Origin of the sequence: Planococcus circulans (genome assembly GCF_020023385.1) — a bacterium.
GTDB lineage: Bacteria > Bacillota > Bacilli > Bacillales_A > Planococcaceae > Planococcus.
This window is the reverse complement of record NZ_JAIQCL010000010.1, coordinates 107,330-120,045: the sequence shown is the minus strand read 5'-3', so window position 1 is coordinate 120,045 and position 12,716 is coordinate 107,330. Positions and strand designations below refer to the sequence as shown.

The following is a 12,716-nucleotide window of genomic DNA, read 5'->3' as shown; positions in this document are numbered from 1 at the left end:
GTAAGTGTGTCATCAATGATCGAGCTGATGGCGGATTGGGTTGCTACTACACCTTCTAAACCTTTTGACGATGTCATTTAAATCGCTCCTTCTTCAGTCTAATTCATCATTCCAAAAAAAAATGCAGAATGATGTCTCATCTGCGTGTATGAACTTCTGTTTTTATTTCCTTACTTAGCCATTATAATCAACTTTGTAGAATTTGTGAATGGAAACGCTTATAGAATTTAAATTTCCTTTGAAAAATGATAGAAAAACCCGGGATTATCCTACGATAACCCGGGTATTTTTCATCTTTTTATGGATCAATCGATAAATGAATGGCTTATACATCTTCTGGGTCGGGCTAAAAAGCATGGTGAACCCTACTGCATCAGAGATAAATCCAGGTGTCAGCAGCAAAACACCGCCCACCAGAATGAATGCCGCATTCAATAATTGATCTCCAGGAGCCTGAAAACTGTTCATACCTTCTTGAATGTCTTTTAATGCTTTTATGCCTTGTTTCTTGGCAAGAAAAGCCCCGATTAAACCGGTCAATACAATGATTGCCATCGTAACAAAGAATCCAAGCTTGCCTCCTGCCCAAATCAACAGGGCCAATTCAAGAGACGGTACAATAATTAACGCCAGAAAAATCCACTTCATCATTTTAACCGGCCTCCTTACTGTTTGTTATAACTTAAGAAAGTATAACTTCCAGTTCTTTCTTCATTGTCCAGACTTCTGATTATAGGACACTGGCATGGCCATGGTAAACAATGCCTGATTCCGCATCCATCGTAATATCGTAGCTGTTCTTGATCAGTGAAGTTGCTTCTTTGACACCGACGATGACCGGAATCCCAAGACTCAAGCCGACAACTGCGGCATGGCTTGTCAATCCGCCTTCTTCAGTGATGATTCCCGCGCATTTATTGATGGCTGGCATCATCTCACGGTCTGTGCCGATGGTGACGATGATCTTGCCCTCTACATCGACTGCCAATGCTTCTTCTGCATTTCTGACAACTACCGTTTCACCGAAAGCGACAGTTTTGCCGATTCCCTGGCCTTTTGCAAGGATGTCTCCGATTACGTGCACTTTCATCAGGTTGGTCGTACCCGCTTGGCCAACCGGGACGCCTGCAGTGATGACAACAAGGTCTCCGTGTTTCACATAGCCATGCTTCAAGCTTTCATCCACCGCTTTTTCAAGCAGCTCATCCGTCGACTCCACTGAAGTTCCGACGATTGGTTGAACGCCCCATACCAAAGATAGCTTCCGTGCTGGCCGATCTGAAGAGGTCACCGCAATTATCGGTGCTCCCGGACGATATTTGGAAATCATCTTGGCAGTTGTGCCGCTTTCAGTCGGAGCAATGATGGCTTGAACTTTTAAGTTCAAAGCTGTATAAGCAACAGCTTGGCCAATGGCTTCTGTCATATTCGATTCTTTTTCTTTTCTTCTGGTCGAGACGATCTGCTTGTAGTTCAAAGCAGCTTCCGTCGTTTCTGCGATGCGGTGCATCGTTTCAACCGATTCGATTGGATAGAGGCCGGCTGCCGTTTCACCGGAAAGCATGATCGCATCAGTTCCGTCAAAAATCGCGTTGGCGACGTCACTTGCTTCTGCACGTGTCGGACGCGGGTTGCGCTGCATGGAATCGAGCATCTGTGTAGCGGTAATGACCGGTTTTCCGGCGCTATTGCATTTATCGATCAATGATTTCTGAACCAACGGCACTTCTTCCGCTGGAATTTCCACACCCAAATCTCCACGTGCAACCATTAAGCCATCGGAAACCATGATGATTTCATCAATATTGTCGACGCCTTCCTGGTTTTCGATTTTCGGGATGATTTGGATATGCGAGCCGCCGTTCTTTTCAAGCAGGCCGCGGATTTCCATGACATCCGAACTTCTTCTGACAAAGGAAGCCGCTACAAAGTCGACGTTCTGCTCAATGCCGAATAAAATATCCTGTGCGTCTTTTTCAGTGATTCCCGGCAATTGAACCGAAACCCCTGGTACGTTGACGCCTTTTTTAGTTTTTAGTGTTCCAGCGTTTTCAACGATTGTATGGATAATGCCATTCTCTTTGTCCAGGCTCTCAACACGCAACTCAATCAATCCGTCATCCAACAGAATGATTGATCCCGTATCAACATCTTCGATCAATTGTTCATAAGTGATCGAGAACCGTTCAGCAGTTCCCAATACTTCAGTCATGGAAACTTCGATTTTCTGGCCAGTCACCAATTCAATCGAATCGTTCTCCATTTGATGGGTCCGGATTTCCGGCCCTTTCGTATCCAGCAGGATTCCGACAATCTTATCGGCTTTTTCAGCCGCTTCACGGATGCGTTTGATGCGCAAAGCGTGTTCTTCATGATTACCGTGTGAAAAGTTTAAACGGGCGACGTTCATCCCCGCTTCGATTAAACGTTCTAATAGTTCCGGTGATTCACTTGCCGGTCCAATTGTGCAGACAATTTTTGTTTTTCTCAATAGGCTCACTCCATTTACCGTTTTAAATTGATAGTTCTTTGGATAGGGTATATAAACTCATATCAGCATTGTGCTCAGCAGTGAATGCTTCTGTCATACCATAGTCTACCACCTGATGATTCTTCATGCCAATAGCTCGCCCTCCGACACCCTCAAGCAGAACTTCCACCGCTCGGGCACCAAATAAGCTGCCCAGAACACGGTCTCGCGCTGTCGGTGAACCGCCACGCTGGATATGGCCAAGTACTGAAACACGCGTTTCAATATCCGCTTTTTCTTTGATCAGGTCGGCAAGTTCGTTGCCGCCCATGACCCCTTCAGCCACGATGATGATGCTATGGCGCTTTCCGCGGTTGCGGCCTTTTTGCAGACGGTCAATAATGTCATCGATATCATAGGTGTCTTCCGGAATCAGAATGGTTTCTGCTCCACCGGCAAGGCCAGCCCATAATGCCAGATCGCCAGCGTCCCGTCCCATCACTTCCACAATGAATGTCCGCTCATGGCTTGTCGCCGTATCGCGAATTTTATCGATCGCTTCGATGACTGTATTCAATGCCGTATCAAAACCGATGGTGTAATCAGTCCCCGGAATATCGTTGTCGATGGTTCCTGGAACGCCGACACATGGAAACCCTTTTTCCGTCAAAGCCATCGCTCCGCGGTAAGATCCGTCTCCACCGATGACCACCAGTCCTTCAAGACCTTCTCTTTTCATGTTTTCAATCGCCTTTAATTGGCCTTCGTTGGTGCGGAATTCTTCGCAGCGCGCAGAGTAAAGCTTCGTGCCTCCACGCTGGATGATGTCGCCGACATCGCCTGCTTCCAGCGTTTTGATATTGCCTTCGATCAATCCCTGATACCCGGAATAAACGCCAGCCACTTCTACGCCATGAAAAATCCCTTTACGGACAACTGCCCGGACAGCAGCGTTCATGCCCGGTGAATCCCCTCCGCTTGTCAATACTCCAATTTTCTTCATAATACCCCTCCTGCAGTCCATTTACTCTGTTTACCTTACCACGCCAAAGCGCTACTGTCAGTCCTGAATAGACCCTAACTATGTTAAGATTTTGTTGCACACACCAGGGTGGTTTCAATGATTCAGTCCACTCCATTATTTTTTGAAAACAAAAAGAACCGCCGAGGCGGTCCTCCTTCACTCACTGAATACACCGATTGATTTGAATTTCCGGTACCGCTGGTCGATCAGTTCCTGACCGGTCATGCCATTCAATTCCTCGAGAGAGCGTCTGATCGCTTCTGAAATGATGGAAGCCTGTCTTTTTGGATCATGGTGGGCACCGCCGCGAACTTCTGGAATCATGTGTTCAATTATTTTCATCTCCAGCAAATCTGGAGCCGTGATCTTCATTGCTTCCGCCGCTGTTTGGGCAAGAGCCGAATCCTTCCATAGAATCGAAGCTGCTCCTTCAGGAGAGATGACAGAGAATGTCGAATTCTCCAGCATCAAGATCTGATTGCCGAGACCCAGCGCCAACGCGCCGCCGCTTCCGCCTTCTCCGATGACGATGGACAGGACAGGAACTTCCAGCCCAGCCATTTCCACGAGATTCCGCGCAATCGCTTCACTTTGGCCGCGCTCTTCGGCTGCTTTACCCGGGTAGGCGCCTTTTGTATCAATGAGGCAAATGATCGGGCGCTTGAATTTCTCTGCCTGCTTCATGAGCCGCAATGCTTTTCTGTAACCTTCGGGATGCGGCATGCCGAAATTCCGTCTGACATTTTCTTTCGTATCCTTGCCACGCTGATGGCCAATGATCGTGACCGGCTGGCCATGGAAAGAGCCGATTCCGCTGACAATCGCGGCGTCATCCCCGTATAGGCGATCTCCGTGCAATTCAATGAAATCATTGAAAATCATCGGAATGTAATCGAGCGTTGTCGGCCGCTCCGGGTGGCGGGCTACTTGTACGCGATCCCAAGGCTTCATGTTCTCGTATATTTCTTCTTCAAGTTTGGAGAACCGGTCTTCCAACGACTTGATTTCGGAATTCAAATCCACTTCTGCAGTTGCTGTATATTCTTTCAGCTCTGAAATCTTTGTTCTCAGCTGGATGAGCGGTTCTTCAAAAGGCATCGATTTCTTTCCATTCTTCTTAGCCATTTGCAACAGCCCCTTTCGTATGGAGATGCACAATCGTCGCTAATGTCTTCTGCATGGAAGCACGATGGACGACTGCATCCAATTGGCCATGAGCCAACAGGAATTCCGCTGTCTGGAAGTCTTCCGGTAATTTCTCGCGGACCGTTTGTTCAATGACGCGTCGACCTGCGAAACCGATCAATGCTTTCGGTTCAGCGATATTGATGTCTCCTACTGATGCGAAACTTGCCGACACCCCACCTGTTGTCGGATGTGTCAGGACCGATACGAAAAGCAGGCCTTCATTGCTATGGCGCTTAAGGGCTACGCTGGTTTTCGCCATCTGCATCAAAGACAGGACACCTTCTTGCATACGTGCTCCGCCACTTGCTGTAAAAATGATGAACGGCAATTTGCGGTCAGTAGCCGCCTCAATTGCACGCGTAATCTTCTCCCCCACAACTGATCCCATTGACCCCATCCGGAAATGGGAATCCATCACAGCGAGAACGATATCCTGCCCCTGCAATTTACCGGATCCCGTCAAAACAGCTTCGTTCAAACCGGTTTTTTCGCTGTCTGCTTGAACTTTTTCCGTATAGCCAGGAAAACCGAGCGGATTCTCCGATTTTAAATGGTCATCCATCGACTCGAAGCTTCCCTCATCCAGCAGACTGTCTATGCGCTCATAAGCGGTCATCTTGAAATGATGATCACATTTCGGGCAAACTTTATTGTTTTTCTTCAACTCTTTTGTCAAAGTGATTTCCTTGCAGGAAGGACATTTGGTCATCAATCCCTCCGGAACATCTTTGGCAGATTTCGAAGGAATAGTTGCTTCTTTGCTGTCTTTATTGCGTTTAAAAATATCACGAATCATTGCCATTGCGTATTCTCTCCTTTTGCAGCCATTCACTCCAAGCCTTGAACCCATGAATGGCTGTATCTGCGTCTTGTCGTTCAATTGCTGCCAATATATCGTTCATACTGCCAATTTCCTCGGATGAAACGGTCCCGTCGTATGGATTTCCGCTGTATTGCTTCAGCAAGAACCAGATTTTCAATGATAAACGGTTGCCGGACAATACCATCAGTTCCCGGACAAAGTCTTCCCGCAGAAAACTTTCATCTTCAAGACGAAGCCGCAAACTCTCCCAAACTTTCATTTGGCTGGCTGCTTCGTTTCGGCAGATTGCCTGGATGGCCGCGACCTCATGGAGCAGGCGCGTTTCCCAAACATCCTCATGTGACTGATTGTCCTGTAGAACGAAAGTTGACAGGACTTCAACTAATTTTTGGTTTCTGTGGTCAGACAGGAAAGTTCCTTCGCCTCTGCGGGTTTCAATCAACCCTAATAACTCCAAACTGCGCAGCGCTTCCCGTAAAGTCGAGCGGCCGACTTGCATGGTTTCAGCCAGTTCCCTTTCAGATGGAATCCGGTCACCCGGCTTGATTTTTTCCTGCCGAATCATATCACGAATGTCCCGTACTATATCCAAATATCGTTTCGATTGATTCATGACAGTTCCTCAGTTCCCATTTTTTTGAAAGTGGTCTGGCCACTCATATCCTATACCTTACAAAAAAAACAGTGCCACGTAAAGAAAAAACTGCTTTTCTTTTAGAAAAGCAGTCAGGTTTCGATATTTTTGCAGATAATAGCTGTTTTTTGGTTGCGATTTTCGACTACGCCCTGGATTTCAAGGATGGCATGCGGTTCCAGAAGAAGGTTGTATTTGGCATACTCCACCGGAAACAAAGTAATGGAAGCCGGACCTGTTTCATCCATCAACGTCAGAAAGGCCATCGCGTCCCCTTTCTTCGTCCGGATCCGTTTGATGTCTTCCACCATGCCCAGTACCCTCACAGATTCCCGGTCCTTTTTCGTCTTCAGCAGTTTCAGCTCAACGAAGGATTTTTGGCGCTCTTCTTTCTCGCGTTCAATCGGATGCTTGGACAAATAAAACCCAAAGACCTCTTTTTCGAAATCGAGTTTCAGGCTTTCAGGTAGCTCTGCTGCTTTTGTGTATTTCGGTTTCATGAAGCTCGATCCCATATCATCAAACAATCCGGGATCTTCATTCGGCTTGACGAGCTCTGCATGCTTGATGGCGCTATCCAGCGAAGCCAATAAAACTCCCCGGTCATAGCCGAAATCATCAAGCGCTCCTGCTTTGATCAGCGGTTCAAACGATTTCCGGTTAAAATGCAAAGCCGAAATCCTCTCGGCAATATTGAACAGGCTGGTGAACGGACCATCTTCCCGGGCACCCATCAAAGCTTTCACGGTCGTTCCCGGCACGCCTTTTACCGCGTTCAAGCCAATCCGGATCTGGCCATCTTCAACTGAAAACGAATGGCGGCTCCTTTGGACAGAAGGCGGCAGCAGCGGAATTTTCTTTTCTTTTATCTCCTGCAACAGCTGTTTGGTCTTTTCGGCATTGCCTGAGCTATTGGTCAATAGGCCTGTATAGAAGTAGACCGGATAATGGGTCTTCATATAGCTCAACTGATATGAAATGAGGCTGTAAGCGACAGCATGGCTTTTCGGAAAGCCGTAATCGGCAAAACGGACGATCAAATCATAGACTTCCGATGCCTCGGCTTCAGTAAATCCTTTGGCTTTGGCTCCGCGGGTGAAATGCGCCCGTTCTTCATCCAGAATTTCACGTTTCTTCTTGCTGACAGCACGGCGCAACAGATCGGCTTCCCCAAGCGAAAAACCGGCCATCTTCGCCGCAATGTGCATGATCTGCTCCTGGTAGACAATGACGCCATAAGTTTCACTTAAAATCGGCTCGAGAATCGGATGGACATATTTTACAGCTTCCTGTTTATGTTTCCGTCTTGCGTATAAAGGAATGAATTCCATCGGGCCTGGCCGGAACAGCGCGTTGACCGCGACAATGTCCCCAAAGGCTGTTGGTTTGATCTGCTGGAGCGCACGCCGCATGCCGTCGGACTCCAATTGGAAAACCCCGGTCGTATCACCCAAAGCCAACAACTTATAGGTGTCTGCATCCTGGAGCGGAATGCTCCGGTAGTCGACGCGTTTTTTAGTATCCCAATACACCAGACCGCGGATCTGCTCCAGGATCGTCAAATTACGCAACCCCAGAAAGTCCATCTTCAGCAGACCGATCGCTTCCAGTTCCTGCATGGGCCATTGCGTCAAATAAATGCCTTCATGGCCTTTTTCGATCGGTACATGGTCAACTAACGGCGACGGACTTAAAATCACGCCTGCTGCATGGGTGGAGGCATGGCGCGGCAGGCCCTCCAATTTCAAAGCTGTCTTGAACCAGGATTTGCGTTCTTCCCGCTCAATGATCCAATCGTTCAAAGCTGGAGACTCTTTTAAGGCAGAGCGCAGCGTCGTGCCTGGCCGGTTCGGAATCATTTTTGAAATGGCTTCAAGTTCTTCTGCTTCGAAGCCGAAAACACGGGCAGTATCCCGGGCAACTGCTTTGGCTGATAAGGTGCCGAATGTAATAATCTGCGCCGTTCGGACTGCACCGTATTTTTTCGCTACGTAGTCCACCACTTCATGACGTCTGTAATCGGCAAAATCAATGTCGATATCCGGCAGTGTAATCCGCTCCGGATTCAGGAACCGTTCAAACAGCAACCCATGTTCAATTGGATCTACATCCGTGATCTTCAATGAGTAGGCAACCAGCGAACTGGCAGAAGATCCACGGCCCGGACCTGTCAGAATATCCTGGTCTCTCGCATACTTCATGAAATCTGCAACAATCAGGAAATAATCGATAAAGCCCATCGTCCCGATCACCGACAGTTCATAATCCAGTCGTTCCTGGTAGCTTTGTGAATAGCCTGGAACCCGCTCTTCCAACCCTGATTTGCAGAGTTCTGAAATAAAAATTGCTTTATCGGTTTCTGCCGGCAACGGAAACACCGGAAGCAGTTGGCGGTCCATGGGAATCGTCACCTGGCAGCTCTTCAGCATTTGGGCCGTACGCTCCAGCCATTCCGGTTGATCGGCAAACCAGGTTTCGAACTCCTGGCGGCTTGGGACATATGCATGGGTGTGCTCAGGCTTTTTCCTTTCCGGATCATTCATCTTCAGGCCTTGGCCGATTGCGGATGCCACTTCATAGGCAAAGGCATCCTGCTGATGCAGATAACGGCTTTCATGCGATGCGATGATCGGCAGTTCTGCCTGATCACAGAGTTCGGCAAATGCCTGTTCCTGTTCAGATGAAATCCCACCAGGCCGCTCTAAACTTCCGAATGCTGCTGAACCGAACAACTCTTTTATGTATCGGAATACAGGACTGCGATCTGTCAGCAGCCATTCGGGTTTGTTTGGAACCACGCAAATCAAGCCGTTCCGATAGGCTTTCAGCCATTGTTCCGGTATCGCCTCTTTATCTCTTGTCGAAAGGGCGCTGGAAATCTTCAACAGATTCCCGTAGCCGCTATTCGACTGAGCATAGAAAACCACCGGATACTGCTGTTCTTCAAACTCGATAAATGCCGAAAGGCCGATCACCCCATGGATGCCGGCACGGCGGCACGCTTCCCAAAATGGGAGAATGCCATATAGTTTGGTGTTGACGATTGCGGCTGAAGCGGCTCCCTGCTCTTTCAAATACGGGAAAAGTTCGTCAAGGCGCACCGTGCTTTTTAGCAAATCAGCCGATGTGCTTATATGCGGATAAACCATTGACACACTACTCCCTTCTTAGTTTGCAGCAGCACAGATTTCAGCGAGGCGCTCGATTACCCGGTCAGCTTCCTGCCAGGAATAAGCCGTTGCCCCGGAAGCCATCGGATGGCCACCGCCGCCGAATTCCTTCGCCAATGTATTGATGATTGGGCCTTTCGAACGCAGACGCACACGAATTTCCGTATCTTCTTCTATTAAAATGACCCAGGCTTTCATGCCTTTGACATTACCGAGTGAGCCCACAAGTAAAGAGGTATCGGTCGCCGTAACATCAAATTCCTTTAAAATGTCTTTGGTGATTTTGACGTGGGCAGCGCCATTTTCATCCATTTTGAAATTCTGGTACATGTATCCCTGCAAATGCAATAAGTTACGGTTCATTTCATACATGCCATTATGCAATGCATCGCGATCGAAATCGTATTTGATGAGTTCGCCGGCAATCGCAAAGGTCTTTTGCGTTGTGCTTGGGAATAGGAAGCGACCGGTGTCACCGATAATTCCTGCATACAATAAACGCGCCGCTTTTGCAGATAAGGTCCATCCCTCGTTTTCCCGGCCATATGTATAGAGATCATAGATCAATTCAGAAGCGGAGCTGGCTGTCGTGTCGACGGATACAATATCACCGTAGACATCGTCATTGGGATGGTGGTCGATTTTGATGAGTTTAGCGCCTCTCTTATAACGCTGATCGTCGATTCGCTCGGTGTTTGCGGTATCGGTCACAATCACCAATGCCCCTTCAAAGTCCTGATCCGTTACGGTATCAGGAAAATCCAGAAAGTCCATCGTGTAATCATGTGCGCCGGCACCCAAAATACGCTTATCCGGATAATTCTGTTCCAATAGATATTTCAATCCCAACTGGGAACCATAAGCATCCGGGTCTGGCCGTACATGACGGTGAATAATGATGGTGCTGTATTGCTTAATTGTGTCGACGATTTGACTGTTCATTTCCGAGTTCCTCCATTTATAAGGAAATCCATTCGCAATTTTGCTCAGTTCTCAGTACAATGATAATGAGTTTTGGAATTCAGGAGGTCCTTATGTTAATATTCGTTGTTTTAATCATTGTATCATTTGTCATTTATTTTTATAACAAAACAAAGCAATTCCGGACACGCAGCGTCTTGCCAATCCGAAAGAAATGGTATGCCGCACGTGCGTCCATGGCTCTAGGAAGTTTTGTCACCTTTTTTGGAATCAACCAGCTGTTCGTTTTCCAATCAACAATTACGTACATCGTTTCAGCCATTTTCATCGTACTCGGCTTGGCGTTGGTATACTACAACTACAAAGCAGCAAGGCATTACCACGTATTCCTTGAAGAAGAAGCAGACTTGAACCCTTAAACGCCTTTCTTTGCACATAAGAATGCTCAAGCAGGAGCTGGACTCGTTTACCGAGTCCGGCTCCTGCCTTTTTAATGTTATCTATTGATTCCGCTTGATTTAGATTAACGATCCAATAGTTGGAAAGTCAGCATCGCCTTGCCAACGATTTCGTTTTCCAAGGAAACGTCCACTTCGACTTTTGCGGATTTTCGGCTTATGTCCAAAATATTGGGCCTGACGAACACCAGTGCATCCAATTGAACCGGTTTCAGGAAATAGATTGCAATATTTTCCAATACACTATCCTTCCGGTTTCTTGTTTTTAAGGCCGCTCCTGCCGCCTCTGTCAGAATCATTGTATATGCGCCATGGGAAATCGATCCATAGGCATTGGTCATTTGAGGCGTGACACGGAACTCCAGGATCAGCTTATCGCTTGCCTGTTGGTGAAGCTGGCTTTTGATAATATCATCGATTGTTTCACCTTGTTGGGGCTGCCGTTGTGCAGTTTGTATCGCCTTCAGCACATCCTGCCTGCTGATGACGCCTTTCAGTTTGCCGTGATCATCCGCTACCGGCATTAAGTCGATGCCTTCCCAGATCATACGATGCCCCGCCGCCGCCACACTTGTTTGCATAGAAACGGTAATCGGATCTTTGGTCATCGCCTTTTCCACCAATTCAGTAGGCGGATGGCCAATCACATCCCGAGACGTGATGATGCCTACAAGTTTATTGGCTTGATCGACCACAGGGAATCCACCATGCGTCGTTTCTTCATTCAGGTCATGATAGCGGCTGATCGGATCTTTCAGATTCAAATGCGCCGTCACTTCCAATGGAATTAAAATATCTTCAATCAAAAGAATCTCTTTCTTGATCAACTGATCATAAATCGCACGATTGATCATCGTCGCTACTGTAAAAGTATCGTAGCTCGTCGAAATGACCGGCAACTCAAATTCGTCCGCCAGTTTTTTGACCTGTTCGGACGCTTCAAATCCACCCGTCACCAACACAGCTGCTCCGGCACGAAGCGCGTACTCATGTGCTTTATAGCGGTTGCCGACAATCAGCAGATTGCCCGCCTCTGTATAGCGCATCATATCTTCCAGCTGCATGGCTCCGATAACGAATTTGTTGAGGGATTTATGCAACCCGGCTCTGCCGCCCAATACCTGACCATCGACGATATTGACGATTTCCGCGTACGTCAGACGTTCGATATTCTCTTTTTTCTTACGTTCAATCCGGATCGTCCCGACACGTTCAATCGTCGACACCAAGCGTTTGGTTTCCGCTTCTTTAATCGCCCGGTAAGCAGTACCTTCACTCACCTGCAGATCTTTCGCAATGCGCCGCACCGAAATTTTCTCGCCCACTGCCAAAGTCTCAATATAATCCAATATCTGTTCATGTTTAGTCGCCATGATTTCACCCATTCTTTCTACGTTCCTGTACATTATAGTGTAGCATAATTACAAGAAATGTGGAGACGGGCGTTCTGGTCCGACAGGCGTAAGACGCTCTGGCGAAGCGGCGTTTCTTCAGCCGCACAGTCCGAGTGGCTTACGTCCCGAGGACCAGCCCGTCGCAACTGGACAACTAGAAATGTGGAGACGGGCGTTCTGGTCCGACAGGCGTAAGACGCTCTGGCGAAGCGGCGTTTCTTCAGCCGCACAGTCAGAGTGGCTTACGTCCCGAGGACCAGCCCGTCGCAACTGGACAACTAGAAATGTGGAGACGGGCGGTCTGGTCCGACAGGCGTAAGTCGCTCTGGCGAAGCGGCGTTTCTTCAGACGCACAGACAGAGTGGCTTACGTCCCGAGGAACAGCCCGTCGCAACTGGACAATTAGAAATGTGGAGGTGGCCGTTCAGTTCCGACAGGCATAAGGCGAATCGGCGAAGTGGCGCTCTTTGCCACACAGCCGAGTTGACTTATGTCCCGAGGAATTGGCCACCGCAACTGGACAATACGAAAAGTGGAGACGGGCGTTCTGGTCCGACAGGCGTAAGCCACTTTGGCGAAGCGGCGTTTTTTCAGTCGCACAGCCAGAGTGGCTTACGTCCCGAGGAACAGCCCG

At 48.2% G+C, this 12,716-nt stretch carries 10 protein-coding genes; 1 reads left to right on the top strand and 9 read right to left on the bottom strand.

Annotated features, from left to right (window positions below; translation table 11 throughout):
- Positions 1 to 264 precede the first annotated feature (264 nt).
- The 8 genes from K8U60_RS15845 to K8U60_RS15810 form a co-directional block, all read right to left on the bottom strand.
- Positions 265 to 651, bottom strand: coding sequence for an FxsA family protein (locus tag K8U60_RS15845; protein WP_223642329.1), 387 nt, complete (start codon positions 649 to 651; stop codon positions 265 to 267).
- Between the two features lie 79 nt (positions 652 to 730).
- A complete protein-coding gene (pyk, locus tag K8U60_RS15840; RefSeq protein ID WP_223642327.1) occupies positions 731 to 2,491 on the bottom strand; it encodes a pyruvate kinase in 1,761 nt (586 codons plus the stop codon).
- A gap of 22 nt (positions 2,492 to 2,513) precedes the next feature.
- Positions 2,514 to 3,473 carry a 6-phosphofructokinase gene (gene pfkA / locus K8U60_RS15835; RefSeq protein WP_223642325.1) on the bottom strand — a complete coding sequence of 320 codons (960 nt, stop codon included), beginning with the start codon at positions 3,471 to 3,473 and terminating at the stop codon, positions 2,514 to 2,516.
- 177 nt (positions 3,474 to 3,650) lie between these two features.
- A complete protein-coding gene (gene accA / locus K8U60_RS15830) occupies positions 3,651 to 4,619 on the bottom strand; it encodes an acetyl-CoA carboxylase carboxyl transferase subunit alpha (RefSeq protein ID WP_223642322.1) in 969 nt (322 codons plus the stop codon).
- Entirely contained in the window at positions 4,612 to 5,484 is an 873-nt protein-coding gene (gene accD, locus K8U60_RS15825) for an acetyl-CoA carboxylase, carboxyltransferase subunit beta (RefSeq protein WP_223642314.1), read from the bottom strand. The genes accA and accD overlap by 8 nt, the downstream gene beginning before the upstream one ends.
- On the bottom strand, positions 5,468 to 6,118 hold the full coding sequence (locus K8U60_RS15820; RefSeq protein ID WP_223642312.1) for a FadR/GntR family transcriptional regulator: 651 nt from the start codon (positions 6,116 to 6,118) through the stop codon (positions 5,468 to 5,470). Before K8U60_RS15820 ends, accD begins: the two co-directional genes overlap by 17 nt.
- A gap of 113 nt (positions 6,119 to 6,231) precedes the next feature.
- Positions 6,232 to 9,288 (bottom strand): DNA polymerase III subunit alpha, encoded by a 3,057-nt coding sequence (dnaE, locus tag K8U60_RS15815; RefSeq protein ID WP_263298715.1) that lies wholly within the window; start codon positions 9,286 to 9,288, stop codon positions 6,232 to 6,234.
- A gap of 18 nt (positions 9,289 to 9,306) precedes the next feature.
- Entirely contained in the window at positions 9,307 to 10,251 is a 945-nt protein-coding gene (locus tag K8U60_RS15810) for a DHH family phosphoesterase (protein ID WP_223642302.1), read from the bottom strand.
- Between the two features lie 92 nt (positions 10,252 to 10,343).
- On the opposite strand from K8U60_RS15810, the gene K8U60_RS15805 reads away from it, so the two are divergent.
- Positions 10,344 to 10,649 carry a YtpI family protein gene (locus K8U60_RS15805; protein ID WP_223642293.1) on the top strand — a complete coding sequence of 102 codons (306 nt, stop codon included), beginning with the start codon at positions 10,344 to 10,346 and terminating at the stop codon, positions 10,647 to 10,649.
- 104 nt (positions 10,650 to 10,753) lie between these two features.
- On the opposite strand, the gene K8U60_RS15800 is transcribed toward K8U60_RS15805, so the two are convergent.
- On the bottom strand, positions 10,754 to 12,061 hold the full coding sequence (locus tag K8U60_RS15800) for a DRTGG domain-containing protein (protein ID WP_223642291.1): 1,308 nt from the start codon (positions 12,059 to 12,061) through the stop codon (positions 10,754 to 10,756).
- Positions 12,062 to 12,716: the final 655 nt, after the last annotated feature.